Here is a 22,925-nt window from a genome sequence, read left to right on the forward strand (position 1 = left end):
TTGCCTTGGTTAATCCTGCAGCGTCAGCGCCAACACGCCGACCACCAGTTCCTGATAGCTGATGCCGACCGCGCGCGCCGCTTTCGGCGGCAGCGAGTGATCGGTCATGCCAGGCGCTGTATTCACTTCGAGGAAGTACGGCTTGCCTTCGCCATCGAGCATGAAGTCCGCGCGGCCCCAGTCGGTGCAGCCGAGCACGTCGAACGCGCGGCGCGCGAGCACCTTCAGGCGCGCTTCCTCTTCGGCGCCGAGACCGCACGGAATCAGATACTGCGTGTCGTTGGCGACGTACTTCGCGTGGTAGTCGTAGAACTCGCCGGCCGGCACGATGCGGATCACCGGCAGGTCCAGATTGCCGGCGATGCACGCGGTGTACTCGCCGCCGCCTTCGATGCTCTTCTCGACCACGACGATCCGATCGTGCTTCACGGCTTCGATCAACGCGGCCGGCAGCGCGTCCGCGCTCTTCACCTTGATCACGGCAACACTCGAACCTTCGCTCGCCGGCTTCACGAACAGCGGCAAACCGAGCTTCGCGACGATCTCCCTGGCGCGCGCTTCGTAGTCGTCACCGCGCAGCACCGCTTCGAACGGTGGCGTCGGAATGCCGAGTTGCTGCCACACGAGCTTGGTGCGGAACTTGTCGAGACCGAGCGCCGAGCCGAGCACGCCGCTACCGGTGTAGCGGATGCCGTAAAAGTCGAGCGCGCCCTGGATCTGGCCGTTCTCGCCGTAGCCGCCATGCAGCGCGTTGAACGCGCGCACGAAGCCTTCATCCTTCAACGCGGACAGCGGACGCTCCGCCGGATCGAACGGATGCGCGTCGACGCCGGCGTCGCGCAGACCTTGCAGCACGAGACGCCCGGAATTGAGCGACACCTCGCGCTCGGCGGAATCACCGCCAAGCAGCACTGCGACCTTGCCAAATTTTTTCGCGAGTTCTTCCGAATGAATCATGTTCATGTCACACCTTCTGTTCCTGAGCGAGCCGAACCGGCACACCGCCGATCGAACCCGCGCCCATCGTGATCACCACATCGCCGTCGCGCACCACCGTGGACAGCGCGTCCGGCACTTCGTCCACCGTGTCGACGAACACCGGTTCGACCTTGCCCGCCACGCGCAGCGCGCGCGCCAATGCGCGGCCGTCCGCGGCAACGATCGGCGCTTCGCCGGCCGCATAGACTTCGGTCAGCACGAGCGCGTCGACGGTCGACAGCACCTTGACGAAATCCTCGAAGCAGTCGCGCGTGCGCGTGAAGCGGTGCGGCTGGAACGCCAGCACCAGACGCCGACCCGGGAATGCGCCGCGCGCCGCCGCGACCGTGACGGCCATTTCGACCGGGTGATGACCGTAGTCGTCCACCAGCGTGTAGCAGCCCGCGGCCCGGCCGTCGACGACAACCGACACTTCGCCGTAGCGCTGGAAGCGCCGGCCGACGCCGTTGAAATCCGCGAGCGCTCGCTGGATATCGGCATCTTTCACTTCGAGTTCAGTCGCAATTGCAATGGCGGCCAACGCGTTCTGCACGTTGTGCTCGCCCGGCAGGTTCAGCGTGATGTCGAGCGGCGCCGCGTCTTCGCGCATCGCGGTGAAATGCATGCGGCCTTCGCGCGCTTCGACGTTGACCGCGCGCACCTGCGCATCGGCCGCGAAACCGTAGCGGATGATCGGCTTCGATACGAACGGCAGGATCTCCTTCACGTTCGGATCGTCGACGCACAGCACCGCGATGCCGTAGAACGGCAGACGGTGCGTGAATTCGATGAACGCCTGCTTCAGACGCGCGAAGTCATGACCATAGGTGTCCATATGATCGGCGTCGATGTTCGTGATGACTTCGATCACCGGGAACAGGTTCAGGAACGACGCGTCCGATTCGTCCGCCTCGGCGACGATGAAGTCGCCGGTGCCGAGGCGCGCATTCGCGCCCGCGCTGATCAGCCGCCCGCCGATCACGAAGGTCGGATCGAGCCCGCCCGCGGCGAGCACGCTCGCGACGAGCGACGTGGTCGTGGTCTTGCCGTGCGTGCCGGCAATCGCGATGCCCTGCTTCAGACGCATCAGCTCGGCGAGCATCACGGCGCGCGGTACGATCGGAATGCGGCGATGACGCGCGGCCAGCACTTCCGGGTTGTCGCTGCGCACCGCGCTCGACACCACCACCGCGTTCGCGCCCTCGATGTTCTCCGCCGTGTGCCCGATCGAAATGCGCGCGCCGAGTGCGGCGAGGCGCTCGGTGACCGCGTTGCCCGACAGATCCGAGCCGCTCACCTGATAGCCGAGATTGACGAGGACTTCGGCGATGCCGCTCATGCCGACGCCGCCGATGCCGACGAAATGAATGTGTTTGACGATGTGTTTCATTGCTTTCCTTCTGGGTTCACGCCCGCCGTCAAACCCGCACCCGCCACCGTCGCGCAGATCTGCGCGACCTGTTCGGTGGCGTCCGGTTTCGCGAGCGAGCGCGAACGCTCCGCCATTTGCGCGAGACTTTCCCGCGTCTGGCTGCGCAACCAGTCGGCGAGCTTTTCCGCCGACAGATCGCGTTGTTGCACGACCAGCGCCGCGCCGTTGTCGGCGAGGAACGCTGCATTAGTGGTCTGGTGATCGTCGACCGCGTACGGGAACGGCACGAACAGCGCCGCGACGCCGACCGCCGAAATCTCCGATACCGTCATCGCGCCCGAGCGGCAGATCACCAGATCGGCCTGCGCGTAGGCGCTCGTCATGTCGTCGATGAACGGCACGAGCGAGACGTCCGCGCCCGCCTGCAAGCCCGCGGCCGCGTAGTTCTCGCGCAGCGCGTCGATATGCTTGGCGCCCGCCTGATGCACGATGCGCGGCCTCTCGTTGGAGCCAAGCAGCGCGAGCGCGCGCGGCACGACTTCGTTCAGCGCGGCGGCGCCGAGACTGCCACCCACGACGAGCACGTTCAGCGGACCGTTACGCTGCGCGTAGCGTGCTTTGGGTGCATTCGCGAGCGCAAGTTCCTCACGAATCGGATTGCCGGTCCATTCGCCGTGCGGCAGCGCATTCGGAAACGCGACCAGCACGCGCTTCGCGAGCTTTGCGAGCACCTTGTTCGCGAGACCCGCGATCGAATTCTGTTCATGCAGCACGAGCGGCCGGCCGCTCAGCGCGGTCATCAGCCCGGCCGGGAACGTGATGTAGCCGCCCATGCCGAGCACGACGTCGGGCTTCACGCGACGCAGCACGCTCAAGCTCTGCGTGCACGCGCGCAGCAGGTTCACCGGCAGCATCAGCTTGGTCTTCAGACCCTTGCCGCGCACGCCGCCGAAGCGCACGTACTCCATCGCAATGCCATGCTTCGGTACGAGCGTCGCTTCCATGCCAGCGGGGTTGCCAAGCCATACGACTTTCCAGCCCCACGCCTGCATCAGATGCGCGACCGCGAGCCCCGGGAACACATGTCCCCCGGTGCCGCCGGCCATCACCATCAGCGTGCGTTGTGGCAGAGCCGTCATACCTTGCCCCCGCGCATCAACACCCGGTTCTCGTAGTCGACCCGCATCAGCACCGCGATCGCCACGCAGTTCAGCAAAATGCCCGAACCGCCGTAACTGACGAGCGGCAAGGTCAGACCCTTGGTCGGCAGAAGACCGAGGTTCACGCCCATGTTGATGAAGGTCTGCGCACCGAACCAGATGCCGACGCCCTTCGCGACGAGACCCGCGAACGTGCGATCGAGCGCGAGCGCCTGACGGCCGATCTCGAACGAGCGGCGCACGATCCAGTAAAACATCAGGATCACGACCAGCACGCCGACGAAACCCAGCTCCTCGCCGATCACCGCGAGAATGAAGTCGGTATGCGCTTCGGGCAGATAGTTGAGCTTCTCGACGCTGCCGCCGAGCCCGACGCCGAACCACTCGCCGCGCCCGAACGCGATCAGCGAGTGCGTCAACTGATATGCCTTGCCCTGCGCGTAGCGATCGTCCCACGGATCGAGGTACGCGAAGATCCGCTCGCGACGCCATGGCGACGCCCACACTAGCAACGTGAACGTGCCCACCGCGGTCGCGACGAGGCCGCCGAACAGCTTGCCGTTCACGCCGCCGAGGAACAGCACGCCCATTGCGATCGCGGCGATCACCATGAACGCGCCCATGTCCGGCTCGAGCAGCAGCAGCATGCCGACCAGACCGACCGCGACCGCCATCGGCAGGAAGCCCTTCGCGAAGCTGTGCATGTATTCCTGCTTGCGGACCGTGTAGTTCGCCGCGTAGATCGTCACCGCGAGCTTCATGATTTCCGACGGCTGCATGTTCGTGATGCCGAGCGGAATCCAGCGGCGCGCGCCGTTCACGCCTTTGCCGACGTGCGGAATCAGCACGATCACGAGCGCGACGAGCGAGATCAGGAAGAGCTTCGGCGCGTACTTGTCCCACGTCGAAATCGGAATGCGGAACGACGCGACGCCGACCGCCGCGCCCATCAGCACGAAGACGATCTGGCGCACGAGAAACGCCCAATCACGATACGACGCGTACTTCGGCGAATCGGGCATCGCGATCGACGCCGAGTACACCATCACGACGCCGAGCCCGAGCAGCGCGACGACGACCCACAGCAGCGAATGATCGTAGTCGAGCATGCGCGAGCGCAGCGGCCGCACGCCGTTGACCGCGCTCGCGAGACCGCTGCCGCCCGTGCGGGTGGACGTACGGGTGGCGGCGCCGTTGCCGCCGGCGGCATCGCGCGAGCCGAAACGTTCCGACCAGCTCATATCATCGTCCCCCGTTCGGCCGCGATATCTTCGACCGTGCTGCGGAATACCGCCGCACGGTGTGCGTAACCCTTGAACATGTCAAAGCTCGCGCACGCGGGCGACAGCAGCACCGCATCGCCGGGCTGCGCGAGCGCGGTGGCCGCGCGTGTCGCGTCTTCCAGCGTCGCGTGATCGGTCATCGCGACGCCGCAATGTTCGAGCGCTGCGCGAATCTGCGGCGCGTCGCGGCCGATCAGCATCACCGCGCGACACCAGCGCATCACCGGTGCGGCGAGCGGCTCGAATTGCTGGCCCTTGCCGTCACCGCCGGCGATCAGCACGACGCGTTGCGCGAGACCGTCGAGCGCGGCGACCGTCGCGCCGACGTTGGTGCCCTTGCTGTCGTCCACGTAGTCGATGCCGTCGATCGACGCGATCAGTTCCACGCGGTGCGGCTCGCCGCGATACTCGCGCAGGCCGTGCAAGAGCGGTGCGCCGGGCAGGCCGATCGCGCGCGCGAGCGCGTACCCGGCCAACGCGTTGGCGGCGTTGTGCAAGCCACGGATACGCAGCGCGTCCGCGGGCATCAGACGCTTCAGCGCAATGTCGGGCGTGGCGGCCGCCTCGTTCTTGCGGCGGCGCTTCGGCGTGATTTCGTTGCTCGCGTCGCGATCTTGCGCTTCGACGAGCCACACCATGCCGTTGTCGCGCAGCAGGCCGTAGTCGCCGTCGTTCTTCGGCTCGGTCACGCCGAACGTGACGATCTCGGCGTCGCCGCCTGCAGGCGCGAGCGCCATCACGCGCGCGTCGTCGCGGTTCAGCACGCGCACCGTCTGTGTACCGAAGATGCGGCCCTTCGCGGCCGCGTATGCGTCGAGTCCGCCGTGCCAGTCCAGGTGATCCTGCGTGATGTTCAGCACGGCCGCCGCGTCAGGCGTAAACGTATGCGACGTCTCCAGCTGGAAGCTCGACAGTTCGAGCACCCACACCTCGGGCAGCGCGGTCTGGTCGATCGCTCCGGAGAGCTTGTCGAGCAGCGACGGGCTGATGTTGCCGGCCACCGCGACCTTCTTGCCCGCGCGTTCGCACAGCAAGCCGGTCAGGCTCGTCGTCGTGGTCTTGCCGTTCGTGCCGGTGATCGCGATCACCTTCGGCGCGTAGCCGGACTCGCCGAGCGTGCGCAGCGCCTGCGAGAATAGTTCGAGCTCGCCCCACACCGGAATGCCCTGCTCGCGCGCCGCCGTAATCAGCGGCAGCAGATCAGCGGCCAGCGGCGACAGTCCCGGGCTGATCGCGACCAGCTCGACGCCTTCGAGCAGCACCGGCGAAAACGGACCGCCGACGAAATCGGCATCGACGCCATGCGCTTCAAGCGAGGACAGGTTCGGCGGCACTTCGCGCGTATCGGCCACGCGCAGCCGACAGCCGTGCCTAGCGCACCAGCGCGCCATCGCGAGACCGGATTCACCCAGTCCCAGCACGAGCACCATCGGCTTTTGCCGATCCCGAAACTTCTCGCCGAACATCGCCTGCTTCCTTAAATACTGCTGCTTAACGCAATTTGAGCGTGGACAAACCAAATAGGCACAACATCAACGTGATGATCCAGAAGCGCACGACCACTTGCGTTTCCTTCCAGCCCGACAATTCGAAATGGTGATGCAGCGGCGCCATCTTGAAGAACCGCCGCCCTTCGCCGAACCGGCGCTTCGTGTATTTGAACCACGTGACCTGCAGCATCACCGACAGCGTTTCCGCAACGAAGATGCCGCCCATGATGAACAGCACGATTTCCTGACGCACGATCACCGCGACCGTGCCGAGCGCGCCGCCGAGCGCGAGTGCGCCGACGTCGCCCATGAACATCTGCGCCGGGTGCGTGTTGAACCAAAGGAAGGCCAGACCCGCGCCGCCCATCGCCGAACAGAAAATCAGCAATTCGCCCGCGCCGGGAATGTGCGGAAACAGCAGGTACTTCGAATAGACCGAACTGCCCATCACGTAGGCGAACACGCCGAGCGACGCGCCGACCAGCACGACCGGCATGATCACGAGGCCGTCGAGGCCATCGGTCAGATTCACCGCGTTGCTCGCGCCGACGATCACCAGATACGTGAGCACGATGAAGCCCCACACGCCGAGCGGGTAAGTGATCGACTTGAAGAACGGCACCAGCAGATCGGCGCGCGCGGGCAACCCCATCGACAGGCCGCTGCGCACCCACGCCATGAACAGGTCGAACACGCGCACATTGCTCGCCTCGGAGACGCTGAACGCGAGATAAACCGCCGCGAACAGGCCGATCACCGATTGCCAGAAATACTTCTCGCGCGACGACATGCCGCGCGGGTCCTTGTAGACGACCTTGCGGTAATCGTCGACCCAGCCGATCACGCCGAAGCCGAACGTGACGAGTATCACGATCCAGATGAAGCGGTTGGTCAGATCGGCCCACAGCAGCGTGGCCACGGCGATGCCGAGCAGGATCAGCACGCCGCCCATCGTCGGCGTGCCCGATTTGACGAGGTGAGTTTGCGGGCCGTCCTTGCGAACGGCCTGGCCGACCTTCATCGCGGTCAGCTTGCGAATGACCGCCGGGCCGCAGACGAGCCCGATCAACAACGCGGTGATGGTCGCCATCACCGCGCGAAACGTCAGATAACTGAACACGCGCAAGAAGCTTGCGTCATTCTGCAGCCATTGCGCCAGCGCCAGTAGCATGCCTGGATCCTTCTTTTAATGTGCGGCGGGCGTCGAGCCCGCGGCGTTGGGTTGTGGACTCGTAACGGCGTCCACCACGCGCTCCATCTGCATGAAGCGCGAGCCTTTCACGAGAAGCGTTGCGGCAGCGCCGAAGCGGGCCTGCTGCAGTTGCGCGATCAGCGCGCCGACATCGGCGACGTGGTGCGCGAGCGCGCCGTATGCGGTGCAGGCGTCGCGCGACGCGTCGCCCATTGCATACAGCGCGTCGATACCGCGCTCTTTCGCATACGCGCCGATTTCGCGATGAAACGCCGGGCCGTTGTCGCCGACTTCGCCCATGTCGCCCATCACGAGCACACGCGGCGATGCACACGACGCGAGCACGTCGATCGCGGCGCGCATCGAATCGGGATTCGCGTTGTAGGTGTCGTCGATCACGGTCGCGCCCGCGAGCGTGCCGAGCGCGGCCTGCTTGACCTGCAGACGGCCCTTCACCGCGCCGAACGATTCGAGGCCGCGCTGGATCGCGTCGAGCGACACACCCGCTGCCAACGCGGCCGAGGCCGCCGCGAGCGCGTTGTGCGCGTTGTGATTGCCAAGCACCTGCAGCGTGACGTCGAGATGGCCTTGCGGCGTGCCGATGGACAGACGCTTGCCGTCGAACCTGCCCTTCACTGCCGCTTCGGTGGTGCGCTCCGCGCTGTTCAACGCGAAATCGATGATGCGACTGCCGGTCGCGGCGACGCGCCAGATGCTCGCGTATGCGTCGTCCGCGGGGAATACCGCCGTGCCTTCCGGCGACAGCGTGTGAATCACGCTCGCGTGTTCGAGCGCGACCGCTTCGACGGTCGCCATGAATTCCTGGTGCTCGCGCTGCGCGTTGTTGACGACGGCGACCGTCGGCTCGGCGAGCTTCGCGAGCTGTTCGGTTTCGCCTGGATGGTTCATGCCGAGTTCGACCACCGCGAGCCGATGCGCGGCGTGCAGACGGAACAGCGTGAGCGGCAGGCCGACGTCGTTATTGAAATTGCCCGCGGTCGCGAGACGCGCATCCGTGCCGACCGCGGCCGCGAAGATCGACGCGATCATTTCCTTGACCGTGGTCTTGCCGTTGCTGCCCGTGACCGCGACGAGCGGCAGATCGAACTGACGACGCCAGCCGCGCGCGAGCGCGCCAAGCGCTGCGCGCGTGTCGGCGACGCGGATCGCGGGAACGCTCCAGTTCAGCGGCGTGCGCGTGACGAGCACGGCCGCGACGTTGCGCTCGGCCACTTGCGGCAGGAAGTCGTGCGCATCGAAACGATCGCCCTTGATCGCGATGAACAGATCGCCGGGACCGGCGCTGCGGCTGTCGGTCGACACGCGCTCGAAGCGCACGCCGTCGTCGCCGACGACGCTCGCGCCGGGGATCTGCGCGGCAGCTGCCCGTAGCGAGAACATGGTCATTCGCCACCTCCGCGTGTTTGTGTCGCCCGCGCGGCGAGCGCGAGGCGCGCGTGGTCCTGATCGGAGAAAGCGCGTTTCTTGCCCATGATTTCCTGTGTGGCTTCGTGCCCCTTGCCGGCCAGCACGATCACGTCTTCGCCCGCCGCGCCGCGGATCGCCTGCAGGATCGCGCTCGCGCGGTCCTCGATGCGGCGCGCCTTCGAGGCGTCCCGCATGCCCGTGACAATCTGCTCGATGATCGCGAGCGGATCTTCGCTGCGCGGGTTGTCGCTCGTCACGACGACGTTGTCCGCGAGCCGCTCGGCGATCGCGCCCATCAGCGGACGCTTGGTCGCATCGCGGTCGCCGCCGCAGCCGAACATGCAGACGAGTTCGCCGCCGCGCGCCGTCGCGATCGGGCGCAGTGCTTCGAGCGTTTTTTCGAGTGCATCGGGCGTGTGCGCGTAATCGATCACGACGAGCGGTTCGTCGTTCTGCGGACGGCCGCCCAAACGCTGCATGCGGCCGTTCACCGGTTCGAGCTTCGCCAGTTCGGCGAGCGCCGCGTCGAACGGCACGTCGGCGGCGAGCAGCACGCCGAACACCGCGAGCAGATTGCTGACATTGAAGAGGCCGAGCGTTTGCACTTCGACTTCGGCGTTGCCCCAGTCCGACGTGTTCAGATGAAACGCGGTGCCGGTTGCGGTGGCACGCACGTTCGATGCGGTGAGCCACGCGTCGGCTTGCGATGTGCGTTCAGCGTCAGCGCTGTGTTGTCCGGCCTCGATGCCATAGGCGATCGTGCGCGCGTGACCACGCGTGCTCGCGAGCAAACGCCGGCCGGCGGCATCGTCGCGATTGATCACGGCCGCGCGCAACTCGGGCCAGGCGAACAGGCGCGCCTTGGCGGCTTCATACGCATCGAACGTGCCGTGATAGTCGAGATGGTCCTGCGTCAGGTTCGTGAACACTGCGATGTCGAAAGCGGTACCGTTCACGCGCCCCTGATGCAGCGCATGCGACGACACTTCCATCGCCACCGCCTGTGCGCCCGCGTCGCGCAATTGCGCGAGGCTGCGTTGCAATTGCGGTGCGTCGGGCGTCGTGAAGCCGGTGTGCACGAACTGGCCGACGAGGCCGGTGCCGAGCGTGCCGACGATCGCGCAGCGCGTGCCGAGCGCGGACAGCGCCGCGGCGACCCACTGGCTGCACGAAGTCTTGCCGTTCGTGCCGGTGATGCCGACCGCGAGCATCGCGTCGCTCGGATCGCGATACCACGCGCTCGCGATCGTGCCGGCGAGTTCGTTCAACGCCGGCACCGCGTGGGCGACGGATGTATCGAGCGTGCCGCTGAAGCCTTCGGGTTGCACCAGCACGGCGGCCGCGCCGCGCTCGCATGCCGCGTCGATGAACGCGCGGTTGTCCGCGCCGTCGACCGCGTACGCGAAGAACGCGTCGCCGGCCGCGAGCGAGCGCGTGTCGGCGTGCAGATGCGCGCCTGGCCGCACGTGCGCGTGCAGCCAGGCGAGGGCGTCGGCGATCTGCCGGTGCGCTGGATGTTGCTCGCGCAGCGCGCTCATCGCACGACTCCTGGATGGTTTTTCGGGTTGGCGGAAATGGTCATCTTCTTCACGCCGGGGCTCGTCGACAGCTTTTTGGCCTGGGACTGCGTGACCGGCGCGCTGGGCGCGGCCGGCGCCGAATCGTCGGATACGACCATCTGCTTGACGGGCATGTCGGGCGGCACATTCAGCGCGCGCAGCGTATCGCCGACGATGCCCGAGAACACCGGACCCGACACCTGGCCGCCGAAGTGGCTGCCCGCGGTCGGCTCGTCGACCGACACTGCGACGACGATGCGCGGATTCGGCATCGGCGCCATGCCAACGAACGACGCTCGATATTTGGAGTGGTCGTAGCCGTGCGGCCCGTGCTTGTACGCGGTACCGCTCTTACCGCCGACGCGATAGCCGGGCACCGCCGCATCCGGCGACGTGCCTTGCGGCGACACCACGGTTTCGAGCATCGCGCGCACTTCACGCGCGGTGGTCGGCGAAAAGATCTGCGGACCGGTGGCCGGCTGGTCGCCCGGCGCGTGGAAAATCGTCACCGGCATGATTTCGCCGTCGTGCGCGATCGCGGTGTACGCGCGGCCGAGCTGGAACAGCGACACCGACAGGCCGTAGCCGTACGACATCGTCGCCTGCTCGATGCGGCGCCAGCTCTTCCACGGACGCAGGCGGCCCGCCGCCGCGCCCGGAAAACCGACCTTCGGCGCCTGGCCGAGACCGACGCTGGTATACATGTTCCACATCTCTTCGGGCCGCAGCTGCATCGCGATTTTGGTTGCGCCGATATTGCTCGACTTCTGGATCACGCCGCCGACCGTCAGCACGCCGAAGCCACTGTCGTCGGTAATCTGCGCGCCGTCGAGTACGAAGTGGCCGTTGCCCGTATCTACCAGTGTAGTCGGCGTCACGCGGTGCAGATCGAGCGCGAGCGACACCGTGAACGGCTTCATGATCGAGCCCGGCTCGAACGTGTCGGTCAGGATGCGGTTGCGCAGCTGGTCGCCGGTCAGGTGCGAGCGGTCGTTCGGGTTGTAGGTCGGGTAGTTGACGAGCGCGAGCACTTCGCCGGTGCGCACGTCGATCACCATCGCCGCGCCCGCCTTTGCCCTGGATTTCTCGACGGCCGCTTTCAGGTTGGTATAGGCGATGTACTGGATCTTGCTGTCGATCGACAGATCGACGTCCTGGCCGTTGTGCGGCACGACCTGCTCGTCCACGTCCTCGATGATGTGGCCCATCCGGTCCTTGATCACGCGACGGCTGCCCGACATACCCGCGAGCAGCTTCTGGTCGCCGAGCTCGACGCCTTCCTGGCCCTCGTCCTCGACGTTCGTGAAGCCGATCAGGTGAGCGGTGATCTCGCCTTCCGGATAGAAGCGCTTGTATTCGGCGCGCGAGTAAATGCCGGGGATGTCGAGCGCAACGACTTTGTCGGCGACGTCGACCGGCACCTGGCGCTTCACATAGACGAAGGTCTTGTCTTCCGACAGCTTCGCGCGCAGCTCCTTCGTGGTCATGCCGAGCAGTTTGCCGAGCGCGTCGAGCTTGTCGGCGCCGAGATCGTCGGGCACCGATTCGGGAATCGCCCAGATTGCTCGCACCGGCAGACTCGTGGCGAGCACGAGGCCGTTGCGGTCGAGAATCTTGCCGCGCGTGGCCGGCATGTCGATGCGGCGCTGATAGCGGATTTCGCCCTGCTTCAGATAGAACGCATTGCCCGGGCCCTGAATCCAGAACGCGCGCGCGGCCAGCGCGACGAACGCCATGAACAGCAGGAACACGACGAGCTTCGAGCGCCACATCGGCAGGCGCACCGACAGAATCGGATTGGCCGAAAACGCAACGCTCTTGTGGGCCGACGATTTTTTCATCGCGTGGCTCCGCGACGGGTCGCGACCGGCGTCGAAGCCGGCGCGGAAGTCGGAATGGGGGCGTCGATCGCCGTCGCGGCACCCGGGTCGAGCGTCAGGTACTGGGTGCGGCCGGTGATGACCGATTGCATCTTCAGCGAGGCGGTGGCGATCTGCTCGATGCGCGAGGTCTTGGACAGCGCGCTCTGCTGATATTGAAGCTGCGAATAGTCCTGCTGCAGCTGACGCTCCTGCGACTGCGCGCGCTGCAGCTGGATAAAGATCTGACGCTGCTGATTGGTCGCGTTGACGACCGACAAGGCACAGCCCATCACGATGATCAGCAGGAAAATATTGAGGCGGTTCATGGCGCGATCCGCTCCGCCACACGCATCACGGCAGAACGGGCGCGCGGGTTGTCGGCGACTTCGGCGTCGCTCGCGAATACGCGGCCGATGATTTTCAGCGGAGGGCTCGGCAGGTCGACCGCGCGGATCGGCAGACGGCGGTCGACCGCCGGCGTGCTCGAGTGCGCCTGCATGAATCGCTTGACGATCCGGTCCTCGAGCGAATGAAAGCTGATGACCACCAGCCGCCCCCCTTGCTCCAACAACGACAACGCTGCCTCTAGAACGACTTGCAGCTCCGCAAGCTCTTGATTGACGTGAATCCGTATAGCCTGAAAGGTGCGGGTTGCCGGGTCCTTGCCCTTCTCACGGGTTTTGACGACGTTAGCCACGATTTGGGCAAGCTCGCCCGTGCTGACGAGAGGCCCAAGACGGTCGGACTCTGCCCGGCGAGCAACAAGCGCCTTTGCAATCTGAAAAGCAAACCGTTCTTCCCCATAATCTCGTATCACCTCCGTCAATTCCTGCACCGTGGCCCGCGCGAGCCAGTCAGCCGCGGATTCGCCGCGCGTCGGGTCCATCCGCATGTCGAGCGGGCCGTCGGCGCGGAAGCTGAAGCCCCGCTCCGGATCGTCGACTTGCGGCGACGATACGCCCAGATCCAGCAACACCCCCGACACACGCCCTACTCCGCGCTCCGCCATCGCGGCGCGCAGTGAAGCAAAACTCTCGTGCACGATGGCAAAGCGCGGATCGACGATCTTCTGCGCCGTCGCGATCGCGAGCGGATCTTTATCGAACGCGATCAGTCGCCCCGCTTCACCGAGCCGCTCCAGCACGAGGCGGCTATGACCGCCACGGCCGAACGTGCCGTCCACATAGGTGCCGTCGGCGCGCGTGACCAGCGCATCGACCGCTTCGTTCAACAGCACCGTGCGATGCTGCAATTCGTTTCTCATCGCAGGTGCCATATAAATAAGCCGCGATCAGAACGTGAAATCTTTCAACGCGTCGGGCATGCCCTCGGCGATCGCCGCCTGTTCCTTCGCGGCGTAGATCTGTGCATCCCACAACTCGAAGTGACGGCCCATGCCGAGCAACGTCACTTCTTTCTCCAGCGAGCCAGCCGCGCGCAACTCCGGCGACACGAGCACGCGGCCTGCGCCGTCCATATCCACATCCATTGCATTGCCGAGAAAAATGCGCTTCCACCAAGCCGCGTTCATGGGCAGCTTGTCGACCTTGTCACGGAAGATTTCCCATTCGGGGCGCGGAAAGAGCAACAGGCAGCCGTCCGGGTGCTTGGTGATCGTCACCCGGCCCTCTGCCTGTGTTTGCAGCGCATCCCGATAACGAGAGGGAATCGACATCCGCCCTTTCGCATCGAGCGTCAGCGCCGACGCCCCTTGGAACACTTCGCTCTCCCCTATTGCGACGCCATTTGCGTCGCTCGCCCGGTCCGTGAAAATCTACCCGAAAGTGATGTCGGGAGCACACAAAAATACACTTTCTCACACTGTCTCCCACTTTAGAGTAACGCTAATCATGGGTCAAGGGAGCGGCCCGCTTTTCGAGCGGATTTTGTTTGCTAGAACAAGGACTTAGCGCGACTCCTTCACGTCCCGGATAAAAACGGAAAATCGTTATAAATGAATGAGCTAGTGCAACTTGTGAAGGTGATACGTGAAAAGTGCGAGGAAACAGCACGGATTGAAAGAGATCGTTAAGGACGTCTGGAAGGGAAAAGATGGCGTTGCGGGGACGGATGACGAACGGCGCGCGCGGCGCCGTCCCATTTGCGAAGAAAGCGTTCAGCGACAGTGCTAGCGATACATGCGGTGCTCCGGTCGGCGCAGCGAAGCGTCAGACAGGCTCATATGTAATAAGCGGTGCGCGTCATTACCTTCGACATCGCGCGCATCAACGCACGCGCCGGAAACGGCAACTCGATGCCGCCCGCGTCCATCGCGGCCTTGCCGTGCCGCGCTTCATCGACGCGCATCTGCTCGACGATCGCGCGCGATTCATGGTCCGCGACCGGCAACTGATCGAGATGACTGTCGAGATGCTGCTCGACCTGACGCTCCGTTTCGGCCATGAAGCCGAGACTCACGCGATCGCCGAGACGTCCCGCGGCGAGACCGATCGCGAGCGCGCCGGTGTACCACAGCGGATTGAGCAGACTCGGACGCGAGTCGAGCGCTTCGAGGCGTTTGGCGGTCCACGCCAGATGATCTTCTTCTTCCGATGCGGCGTGATCGAACATGGCGCGCAATGAAGGCGAGTCGGTGGCGAGTTTCTGCGCCTGGTAAAGCGCCTGCGCGCACACTTCGCCGACGTGGTTCACACGCATCAAACCCGCCGCATGCGCGCGCTCCGCGGGCGAGAGTTCGGACGCCTCGGCCGTCGCCGCGGAGGTCTGCGCAAGCGGCAGCGGACGGCTCATCCGCGAGACTCCCGTCAGTGAGCGTAAACCCCGATCAAACTCGCCAATCAACTCGTCCAGCAACATAAAGCGCTCCCTGATTCGACAACCGCCGCAGGGTTCAGGAAGGTCCGTGCGACAAGGCCTTGCGACGCGAAACTCGCTTCCGGCAAGCACGAATCCGCATGAAACGGGCGGTTAATTTCGGATTCTAGACCATGTTGCGTAAACGAAACAGCAGCCTTCCGGCGCGGCTCCTTTTTCTTTGTGCCATGTATGCCTTTTGTTACATTACGTGGCAACTTCTCGCGAAGTTGGACAAGCAAGGACGTCAGCACTAACTAAATATTTCGCCTTGTACAAAAGATTCGTATTCCTTGGAGATCATTCGATGAAAAAGTCGCTTCTCGCTCTCGCAGCCTTGGGCGCGTTCGCAGGCGTCGCTCATGCTCAGAGCAGCGTGACCCTGTACGGCATCGTTGACGTTGGTATCAATATGAACACCAACTCGGGCGGTAAGCATCTGTACAACATGTCCAGCGGTGTCCTGCAAGGCTCGCGTTTCGGCCTGCGTGGCACTGAAGATCTGGGCGGCGGTCTGAAGGCCCTGTTCGTGTTGGAAAACGGCTTTGACACGACGAACGGCAAGCTCGGTCAAGGCGGCCTGATGTTCGGTCGTCAGGCATACGTCGGTCTGTCGAGCCACTTCGGCACGGTCACGCTGGGTCGTCAGTACGATTCCGTCGTCGACTACGTGGGTCCGTTCGAATCGGGTGATCAGTGGGGCGGCTACATCGCCGCTCACCCGGGCGACATCGACAACTTCAACAACGCGTATCGCACCAACAACACGGTCAAGTACACGAGCGCGAACTACGGCGGCCTGACGTTCGGCGGCACGTATAGCTTCGGCGGCCAGGCAGGCAACTTCTCCGGCAACCAGATCTGGTCGTTGGGTGCAGGCTATAACAACGGTCCGCTGCAATTGGGCGTTGGTTACCTGAACGCACGTACGCCGGCAGCGACGGGTGGTCTGTTCAACAACGGCGGCACGACGACCGCCGCTGCTGCTGCTGTGACGACCCCGGTCTACGCTGGCTTCGCATCGGCTAACACGTACCAGGTCATCGGCGCGGGCGGTGCTTACACGTTTGGCGCGGCAACCATCGGCCTGACGTATTCGAACATCCAGTTCGGCAACCTCGGCAAGACCTACGCGTCGCCGTTCACTGGCCAGAAGGCAACGTTCAACAACGGCGAAATCAACTTCAAGTATCAGTTGACCCCGGCACTGCTGGTCGGCGCGGCGTATGACTACACGCGCGGCACGCAGATCGAAGGCAACTCGCGTGCTCAGTACCATCAGGGCGCACTGGGCGTGGACTACTTCCTGTCCAAGCGTACCGACGTGTACCTGGTCGGCGTGTACCAGCACGCTCTGGGCGACACGGTCAACACAGCGGGCCAGGTGGTCACGGCAACGGCCGCCATCAACGGCCTGACCGGTTCGACGACCAACAACCAGTTCACGGCTCGCATCGGTATCCGCCACAAGTTCTAATAAGTCGTCAATACGCAGTTTGTCTCAAGGCGCCTTCGGGCGCCTTTTTTTATGCGCGGGTTTTAAGAGGGGCAACAAAAAGCCCGGCGCACTTTCGTACGCCGGGCTTTTCATTCCTTGCTCGCTCAAGCCCGGCCGTCGCGCAGTTCGCGGCGCAGAATCTTGCCGACATTGCTCTTCGGCAGCTCGGTGCGGAATTCGACGACCTTGGGCCGCTTGTAGCCGGTCAGCTGCGTTTTGCAGTACGCGAAGATCTGTTCGTCGGTCAGCGACGGATCCTTCTTCACGACGAACAGCTTCACTGCCTCGCCCGAATGCTGATCGGGCACGCCGACCGCCGCGACCTCGAACACGCCCGGCAGCTTTGCGACGACGTCCTCGACTTCATTCGGATACACGTTGAAGCCGGACACCAGAATCATGTCCTTCTTGCGATCGACGATCTTCACGAAGCCGTCCGCGCTCATGATGCCGACGTCGCCCGATTTGAAGAAGCCATCCGCCGTCATCACCTTGGCGGTTTCGTCGGGCCGGTTCCAGTAGCCCGCCATCACCTGCGGGCCGCGGATGCAGATCTCGCCGGGCTGACCGGGCGGCACTTCGTTGCCTTCGTCGTCGCGGATCGAGACTTCGGTCGACGGCAGCGGCAGGCCGATCGTGCCGTTGTATTCGGTGGCGGTGACGGGATTGCAGGTCACGCAAGGCGACGTTTCCGACAGCCCGTAGCCCTCGACGATCGGCGTGCGCGTCAGCTCGAACCAGCGCTTCGCGACCGCCTCCTGCACCGCCATGCCGCCGCCGTTCGCGGTCAGCAGCTTCGAGAAGTCGAGCTTGTGGAAGTCGGGGCTGTTCAACATCGCGTTGTAAAGCGTGTTGACCGCGGGAATCGTCGTGATCGCATACCCCTCGAGCGACTTGATCATGCCGGGAATATCGCGCGGATTCGGAATCAGCACTCCGAGACCACCGGTGCGGATCGTCAGCAGCCCGCACACGGTCAGCGCGAACACGTGATATAGCGGCAGTGCGACGACCGTGATGAACTGATCGATATCCGTGCGGTTTGCGCGCACCGGATTGAGCCAGACCTCCGACTGCAGCACATTCGCGATCAGGTTCCGGTGCAGCAGCGTCGCGCCCTTGGCCACGCCGGTGGTGCCGCCCGTGTATTGCAGAAACGCGATGTCGTCGGGCCCCTGCCGGACCGGCTCGAACGTCAGGCGCGCGCCCTCCGAGACCGCGTCGTTGAACCTGACGTGCCCGGGCAGACTCCACGTCGGCACCATCTTCTTTACCTTGCGCACGACGAAGTTCACGAGCGGGCCTTTGATGCCCATCAGGTCGCCCATCGCCGCGACGACCACATGCCTGATCGGCGTATTGCGCACGATTGCCTGCAAGGTCCCCGCGAAATTCTCGAGCAGGATAATCGCTTCAGTGCCGCTGTCCTTCAGTTGATGTTCGAGTTCGCGCGGCGTGTACAGCGGATTCACATTCACGACCACATAGCCCGGGCGCAGAATCGCGGCGATCGCGACCGGATACTGCAGCACGTTCGGCATCATGATCGCGACACGCGCGCCGCGCACAAGCCCCTTCGACTGCAGCCACGCCGCGAGATTGCGCGAAAGTTCGTCGAGTTCACCGTAGCTTATCTGCTTTCCCATGCACACGAACGCCGGCTTCGCGCGGTGTTCGCGAAAGGCTTCGTCGAGCAACTCGGCCACCGACGAATAGCGTGTCGGGTCGATCTCTGCGGGAACGCCGGGCGGATAAGATTTCAGCCAGATTTTCTCCATGCTGCAGCGTCTCCTGAATTATTTTCGAATGGTCGTGCTAAAAGCGAATCGTAGCATGGCATATTGCGGCCAATGGCCAAAGCGATGAGGTTAGACGGCGGCCTCGAACTCGTCAGGCTGGTCGCCAGCTTCAAGGTGCGGCGCGGTTTTCAGGCCCGCTCGACTTCGACGAGACAGTCATAAAACGTCGCGGAACCGCCGAGATCGGTCAGCGCCTGGCTCGTCAGCTGGTTCGCGTTGCGGCCGTCCGGCGCGAGCTTCTTCCACCAGATCGACAACCCGACGACCAGGCCTTCGCGAGCCCGTTCGGTCACGCGGGCGCGCGCCTGCATCGAGCCGCGATCGTTGAAGATGCGCACCTGATCGCCGTCACCGATGTCGCGTGCGTGCGCGTCGACCGGGTGGATGTCCAGATGCGGCTCGCCTTCCGTCGCGCGCAGACTCTCGATGTTCACGAAGGTGCTATTCAGGAAGTTGCGCGCGGGCGGCGAAATCATCGCGAGCGGATAGCGGGCCGCCAGTTCGGGCGCGCCGTCGGCCGATTCGTAGGGTGGCAGATAGTCCGGCAGCGGGTCGAGGCCCTGCTGTGCCAAGCGCTCGCTATAGAACTCGCACTTGCCGGATGGCGTGCGAAAACCGCCGTCGGCAAATGGCGCGTCGGGCAGATTGAGACGGGCCCAGCCGGCTTGCTTCAGCGTCGGCCAGTCGACACCGTCCAGCGTCTTGTCGTCCCAGCGAAATGCAGCTCGAGCGACGGCTTCGTCGCTGTCGAAGAGCGCCGGTTCTGTCAGGCCCATGCCGCGCGCGAGGTCTCGGAAGATCTCGGTATTCGGGCGTGCATCGCCGAACGGCGCGATGGCGGGCAGGTTGACCATCACATGCGTGTGGCCGTATGACTTGTGCACATCGAGATGCTCGAGTTGCGTCGTGGCGGGCAGCAGCAAGTCGGCATAATCCGCAGTGTCGGTCTGGAAATGCTCGAGCACGATCGTGAACAGATCCTCACGCGCAAAGCCGGCCGCGACGCGTTCGGAGTCCGGTGCGACCGCGACCGGATTCGAGTTGTAGACGACGATCGCCTCGACCTTGGGGCCGAACGTGGCGTCGCCGGGATGCAGCAATGCGTCGCCGATCGCATTCATATTGATTACGCGGCTCGGCTTCGACGGCCAGCCCGGCATCAGGTCGGGACGCTGCAATGCATGCGAGTCGACCGGCGCCCAGCCGCTCGACGACAACAGCGCCCCGCCCGCGCGCGCGCGCCATGCGCCCGTCAGCGATGGCAGACAGGCGATCGCGCGCACCGCATTGCCGCCGCCACGCACCCGCTGCAGACCGTAGTTCAGGCGGATCGCGGCTTTTTTCGTACTGGCGTAAAGTCGCGCAAGATCGGCGACTTCCTGTTCTTCAACGCCACAAATCTCACTCACGCGTGACACTGGATAGCTGAGCGCGCGCACCTTCAAGTCGGCGAAGCCCAGCGTATGCGACGCGATGTATGCGTGGTCGAGCAGATCCTCGGTGATCAGCACGTTCATGATGCCGAGCGCGAGAGCCCCGTCGGTGCCGGGCTTCAGCGCAATGTGTTGATGACATTTCTCCGCGGTCAGCGAACGATATGGATCGATTGCGATCAGCCGCGCGCCGCGACGCTTGGCTTCCTGCGCGCGCGTCCAGAAATGCAGGTTCGATGCGATCGGATTGGCGCCCCAGATCAGGATCACCTCGCTCTCGGCGAAAAACTCGGTGTGCATACCGATGCCGGCGCCGTACGTGTATTTGAGGCCCGCAGCGCCCGCGGCCGCGCAAATCGTGCGATCTAACTGCGATGCGCCCAGCTTGTGGAAGAAGCGTTGCGCGATGCTGTCGCCCTGCACCAGGCCCATCGTGCCCGCGTAGCTGTAGGGCAGAATCGCTTCCGGCGCACGATGGGCAATTTCGCCGAGGCGGCTTGCGGCAAGGTCGAAAGCTTTGTCCCAGCTGATCGGCTCGAAGCGTCCCTCGCCCTTGCGGCCGACGCGCTTCATCGGCGTCGTCAATCGGTTGGGATGGTACACACGCTCCGCGTAGCGAGCGACCTTCGTGCACAGCACGCCCTGAGTCGGCGGATGGTCGGGGTCGCCGGCGACCTTGATCGCCCGTCCGTTGTCGACGGTCACGCGCATCGCGCACGTGTCGGGGCAATCGTGCGGGCACACGGCGCGCGCGAATTCGGTCGGGGCGTTCATCGGCGATCTGTCCTGGTGAGCAGTGAGCGGTACGAAAGAATGGAATTTTATTACGTCAACAGCCGGCCGACCTGGATGGTGCCGCCAAGAAAGCCTTCGGCGTAGAATGAATTATCCGAAGTGCCCGGGCCGACCTGGTCCGCAGCGATGTCACGCTAGCCAAGCACCAACGCTTAATCACTCCATCATGAAACTCATCCCCGAAATTCAGGCCGCTCGCGGCGAAATCCAGACCCTTCGACGAACCATCCATGCCCACCCGGAGTTGCGCTATGAAGAGACGGCGACTGCTGATCTCGTCGCGCGTTCGCTTGAATCCTGGGGCATCGAGACCCACCGCGGTTTGGGCAAAACCGGCGTGGTCGGCGTATTGAAGCGCGGAAACGGCGCGCGTGCGATTGGTCTGCGCGCCGACATGGATGCGCTGCCGATCCAGGAACTCAACAGCTTCGATCATCGCTCGAAAAACGACGGCAAGATGCACGCATGCGGCCACGACGGACATACGGCGATGCTGCTCGGCGCCGCGCACTATCTGGCCAAACATGGTGATTTCGACGGCACGATCGTGTTCATTTTTCAGCCGGCCGAGGAAGGGGGCGCCGGCGCGAAGGCCATGATGGACGACGGCTTGTTCACCCAATTCCCCGTGGACGCCGTGTTCGGCCTTCACAACTGGCCAGGCATGCCGGCGGGCCACTTCGGCGTGACCGAAGGCCCGATCATGGCGTCGAGCAATGAATTTCGCATCGAAATCAAGGGCGTCGGCTCGCATGCGGCGCTGCCGCACAATGGCCACGATCCAGTCTTTACGGCGGTGCAAATTGCTAGCGGGCTGCAAAGCATCATCACGCGAAACAAAAAGCCGCTGGATACCGCGGTGTTGTCGATAACGCAGATACATGCCGGCGATGCGGTCAACATCGTGCCGGATGTCGCATGGATCGCTGGGACCGTGCGGACCTTCGCCGCCGAAACGCTCGACCTGATCGAGTCACGCATGCGCAAGATCGCGCAGAGCACAGCCGAAGCATACGATTGCTCTGTCCAGATCCACTTCCACCGGAACTATCCTCCGACGATCAATAGCAGCGAGGAAGCGCGTTTTGCGGCGTCGGTCATGAAAGAGGTCGTGGGCGCGGAAAATGTCGATGACGCGGTTGAACCGACCATGGGTGCGGAGGATTTTTCGTTCATGCTGCTGGCGAAACCGGGTTGCTACGCGTTCCTGGGCAACGGCGTTGGCGGCCACCGAGAAGCCGGCCACGGTGCGGGCCCTTGTATGCTGCACAACGCGAGTTATGACTTCAACGACGAGCTATTGCCGGTCGGGTCGACGTATTGGGTTCGGCTGGCGCAAAAGTTTTTGGCGCAGGGGAAGTAGTGAATTGGTGAAGCACTGAGGCGCGTGGGGATATGCAGCTAATCTGTACGGTTCGCCCTTGCCTGGAAGGTGCAATCATCGGCTGCGAAGGACACGAATGACCGCCATTGTCCCAAACAGCGGGGAGACGGACACGGCGTCTCGGACCGTCGAGCTGACCGCCTGGCGCCAGAACCGACGGCATCCATTGGAGTGGAAACGATCGGTTGTCGAGCAGTTGATTGGGGGCGGGGCCGCAGTCGCCTGTGAACTGGCAAAGCGCAATGAAGGCTCAACCTTTTGCGAAGCGCGCCGTTATTGCATGTGCTCAGGCAAACCCCTCGGATCTCCATGGCACAACCGATTCCTTTCCGCAACAGTGGCGCTGCCCGCGCGCGGCATGTCAAGGCCATGCTGTTGCCTATCGCACGCGAGATCGCCGACGATCTCGCGTTGCGAGTTCATCTGTCGCTCGATGCGCTGCGCCGCGGCGTCGGCACGAAGAGCGACGCACAGACTCTCACGCAGATCATGCTGCTGACCAGTTACCTGGCCGATGCCGGCTTCGGCCCGATGAGCGATGAAGAGCTCCACGACGCGGACCGGGCCTCGGCGATGGTGTTCGACGCAGGCCGGGAACGCAACGAATGGAAGCTGGACGAGGCGGGGTTCGAACTCTTTGCATCGATCGCAACGAGTTACGACCGGCAACTGCATCGCGCTCCGCTTTGGGCGATTACGGAGGCCAGTGAAAGACTTGACCGCTTTATCGCAGGTGAACCAGATCGGGCGCCGGCGCGTAAGCGGGCTTAGCGATTGTTGGAGAAAGTGCTGACCACCGGAGCCAGAAGGACACGGACGTTGGGCGAACGTATCGGAAACCGACGGGTTACGCGGATGCACTGCGGATTGGAAAGTGA

Annotated in this window: 18 protein-coding genes; 3 read left to right on the plus strand and 15 right to left on the minus strand. The window is 64.1% G+C overall.

Annotated elements, in window-relative coordinates; genetic code table 11:
* Window positions 1–9: 9 nt before the first annotated feature.
* From OKW43_RS31025 to coq7, 13 genes are all read right to left on the minus strand, one after another.
* Window positions 10–957, minus strand: coding sequence for a D-alanine--D-alanine ligase (locus tag OKW43_RS31025; protein WP_376776422.1), 948 nt, complete (start codon window positions 955–957; stop codon window positions 10–12).
* A 7-nt stretch (window positions 958–964) separates the two neighbouring features.
* Window positions 965–2,368 (minus strand): UDP-N-acetylmuramate--L-alanine ligase, encoded by a 1,404-nt coding sequence (gene murC / locus OKW43_RS31030; protein WP_429451624.1) that lies wholly within the window; start codon window positions 2,366–2,368, stop codon window positions 965–967.
* Window positions 2,365–3,489 (minus strand): undecaprenyldiphospho-muramoylpentapeptide beta-N-acetylglucosaminyltransferase, encoded by a 1,125-nt coding sequence (gene murG / locus OKW43_RS31035; RefSeq protein WP_429451626.1) that lies wholly within the window; start codon window positions 3,487–3,489, stop codon window positions 2,365–2,367. Before murG ends, murC begins: the two co-directional genes overlap by 4 nt.
* On the minus strand, window positions 3,486–4,751 hold the full coding sequence (gene ftsW / locus OKW43_RS31040) for a putative lipid II flippase FtsW (protein WP_187636748.1): 1,266 nt from the start codon (window positions 4,749–4,751) through the stop codon (window positions 3,486–3,488). Before ftsW ends, murG begins: the two co-directional genes overlap by 4 nt.
* Window positions 4,748–6,259 (minus strand): UDP-N-acetylmuramoyl-L-alanine--D-glutamate ligase, encoded by a 1,512-nt coding sequence (murD, locus tag OKW43_RS31045; RefSeq protein ID WP_187636749.1) that lies wholly within the window; start codon window positions 6,257–6,259, stop codon window positions 4,748–4,750. The genes ftsW and murD overlap by 4 nt, the downstream gene beginning before the upstream one ends.
* A 25-nt stretch (window positions 6,260–6,284) precedes the next feature.
* On the minus strand, window positions 6,285–7,454 hold the full coding sequence (gene mraY / locus OKW43_RS31050; protein ID WP_187636750.1) for a phospho-N-acetylmuramoyl-pentapeptide-transferase: 1,170 nt from the start codon (window positions 7,452–7,454) through the stop codon (window positions 6,285–6,287).
* Window positions 7,455–7,469: 15 nt separating this feature from the next.
* Window positions 7,470–8,882: a UDP-N-acetylmuramoyl-tripeptide--D-alanyl-D-alanine ligase gene (locus tag OKW43_RS31055; protein ID WP_429451629.1), complete on the minus strand. Its 1,413-nt coding sequence runs from the start codon at window positions 8,880–8,882 to the stop codon at window positions 7,470–7,472.
* Entirely contained in the window at window positions 8,879–10,441 is a 1,563-nt protein-coding gene (locus OKW43_RS31060; RefSeq protein WP_429451631.1) for a UDP-N-acetylmuramoyl-L-alanyl-D-glutamate--2,6-diaminopimelate ligase, read from the minus strand. The genes OKW43_RS31055 and OKW43_RS31060 overlap by 4 nt, the downstream gene beginning before the upstream one ends.
* A complete protein-coding gene (locus OKW43_RS31065; RefSeq protein ID WP_187636753.1) occupies window positions 10,438–12,303 on the minus strand; it encodes a peptidoglycan D,D-transpeptidase FtsI family protein in 1,866 nt (621 codons plus the stop codon). Before OKW43_RS31065 ends, OKW43_RS31060 begins: the two co-directional genes overlap by 4 nt.
* A complete protein-coding gene (gene ftsL, locus OKW43_RS31070; protein ID WP_429451633.1) occupies window positions 12,300–12,650 on the minus strand; it encodes a cell division protein FtsL in 351 nt (116 codons plus the stop codon). Before ftsL ends, OKW43_RS31065 begins: the two co-directional genes overlap by 4 nt.
* Complete coding sequence (gene rsmH, locus OKW43_RS31075) at window positions 12,647–13,600, minus strand: 16S rRNA (cytosine(1402)-N(4))-methyltransferase RsmH (RefSeq protein WP_429451635.1); 954 nt, start codon at window positions 13,598–13,600, stop codon at window positions 12,647–12,649. The genes ftsL and rsmH overlap by 4 nt, the downstream gene beginning before the upstream one ends.
* 15 nt (window positions 13,601–13,615) lie before the next feature.
* The gene (gene mraZ / locus OKW43_RS31080) at window positions 13,616–14,044 is read right to left on the minus strand and encodes a division/cell wall cluster transcriptional repressor MraZ (protein WP_013090620.1); all 429 of its coding nucleotides are present in this window, start codon (window positions 14,042–14,044) and stop codon (window positions 13,616–13,618) included.
* A 458-nt stretch (window positions 14,045–14,502) separates the two neighbouring features.
* The gene (gene coq7, locus OKW43_RS31085; RefSeq protein WP_187636756.1) at window positions 14,503–15,141 is read right to left on the minus strand and encodes a 2-polyprenyl-3-methyl-6-methoxy-1,4-benzoquinone monooxygenase; all 639 of its coding nucleotides are present in this window, start codon (window positions 15,139–15,141) and stop codon (window positions 14,503–14,505) included.
* A gap of 304 nt (window positions 15,142–15,445) precedes the next feature.
* Here coq7 and OKW43_RS31090 point away from each other — a divergent pair, with 304 nt between their 5' ends.
* Window positions 15,446–16,615 (plus strand): porin, encoded by a 1,170-nt coding sequence (locus tag OKW43_RS31090; RefSeq protein ID WP_187636757.1) that lies wholly within the window; start codon window positions 15,446–15,448, stop codon window positions 16,613–16,615.
* 125 nt (window positions 16,616–16,740) lie between these two features.
* Here OKW43_RS31090 and OKW43_RS31095 read toward each other — a convergent pair whose 3' ends face one another.
* Complete coding sequence (locus tag OKW43_RS31095; RefSeq protein WP_429451638.1) at window positions 16,741–18,414, minus strand: long-chain fatty acid--CoA ligase; 1,674 nt, start codon at window positions 18,412–18,414, stop codon at window positions 16,741–16,743.
* Window positions 18,415–18,563: 149 nt separating this feature from the next.
* Window positions 18,564–20,642, minus strand: coding sequence for a molybdopterin-containing oxidoreductase family protein (locus OKW43_RS31100; protein ID WP_429451640.1), 2,079 nt, complete (start codon window positions 20,640–20,642; stop codon window positions 18,564–18,566).
* Between the two features lie 187 nt (window positions 20,643–20,829).
* Here OKW43_RS31100 and OKW43_RS31105 point away from each other — a divergent pair, with 187 nt between their 5' ends.
* Entirely contained in the window at window positions 20,830–22,026 is a 1,197-nt protein-coding gene (locus OKW43_RS31105; protein ID WP_187636760.1) for a M20 aminoacylase family protein, read from the plus strand.
* A gap of 330 nt (window positions 22,027–22,356) precedes the next feature.
* A complete protein-coding gene (locus OKW43_RS31110) occupies window positions 22,357–22,818 on the plus strand; it encodes a hypothetical protein (RefSeq protein WP_429451830.1) in 462 nt (153 codons plus the stop codon).
* The last annotated feature ends 107 nt before the right edge of the window (window positions 22,819–22,925 follow it).

This window comes from Paraburkholderia sp. WC7.3g, assembly GCF_050436345.1.
Classification (GTDB): domain Bacteria; phylum Pseudomonadota; class Gammaproteobacteria; order Burkholderiales; family Burkholderiaceae; genus Paraburkholderia; species Paraburkholderia podalyriae.

Coding starts and splice junctions, on each gene's coding strand:
- murG (WP_429451626.1), bottom strand. CDS start 3,489: ATGACGGCTCTGCCACAACGCACGCTGATGGTGATGGCCGGCGGCACC.
- OKW43_RS31095 (WP_429451638.1), bottom strand. CDS start 18,414: ATGGAGAAAATCTGGCTGAAATCTTATCCGCCCGGCGTTCCCGCAGAG.
- ftsL (WP_429451633.1), bottom strand. CDS start 12,650: ATGAACCGCCTCAATATTTTCCTGCTGATCATCGTGATGGGCTGTGCC.
- OKW43_RS31110 (WP_429451830.1), top strand. CDS start 22,357: ATGGCACAACCGATTCCTTTCCGCAACAGTGGCGCTGCCCGCGCGCGG.
- OKW43_RS31105 (WP_187636760.1), top strand. CDS start 20,830: ATGAAACTCATCCCCGAAATTCAGGCCGCTCGCGGCGAAATCCAGACC.
- OKW43_RS31065 (WP_187636753.1), bottom strand. CDS start 12,303: ATGAAAAAATCGTCGGCCCACAAGAGCGTTGCGTTTTCGGCCAATCCG.
- coq7 (WP_187636756.1), bottom strand. CDS start 15,141: ATGTTGCTGGACGAGTTGATTGGCGAGTTTGATCGGGGTTTACGCTCA.
- ftsW (WP_187636748.1), bottom strand. CDS start 4,751: ATGAGCTGGTCGGAACGTTTCGGCTCGCGCGATGCCGCCGGCGGCAAC.
- rsmH (WP_429451635.1), bottom strand. CDS start 13,600: ATGGCACCTGCGATGAGAAACGAATTGCAGCATCGCACGGTGCTGTTG.
- OKW43_RS31055 (WP_429451629.1), bottom strand. CDS start 8,882: ATGACCATGTTCTCGCTACGGGCAGCTGCCGCGCAGATCCCCGGCGCG.
- mraY (WP_187636750.1), bottom strand. CDS start 7,454: ATGCTACTGGCGCTGGCGCAATGGCTGCAGAATGACGCAAGCTTCTTG.
- OKW43_RS31100 (WP_429451640.1), bottom strand. CDS start 20,642: ATGAACGCCCCGACCGAATTCGCGCGCGCCGTGTGCCCGCACGATTGC.
- OKW43_RS31025 (WP_376776422.1), bottom strand. CDS start 957: ATGATTCATTCGGAAGAACTCGCGAAAAAATTTGGCAAGGTCGCAGTG.
- OKW43_RS31060 (WP_429451631.1), bottom strand. CDS start 10,441: ATGAGCGCGCTGCGCGAGCAACATCCAGCGCACCGGCAGATCGCCGAC.
- murC (WP_429451624.1), bottom strand. CDS start 2,368: ATGAAACACATCGTCAAACACATTCATTTCGTCGGCATCGGCGGCGTC.
- murD (WP_187636749.1), bottom strand. CDS start 6,259: ATGTTCGGCGAGAAGTTTCGGGATCGGCAAAAGCCGATGGTGCTCGTG.
- OKW43_RS31090 (WP_187636757.1), top strand. CDS start 15,446: ATGAAAAAGTCGCTTCTCGCTCTCGCAGCCTTGGGCGCGTTCGCAGGC.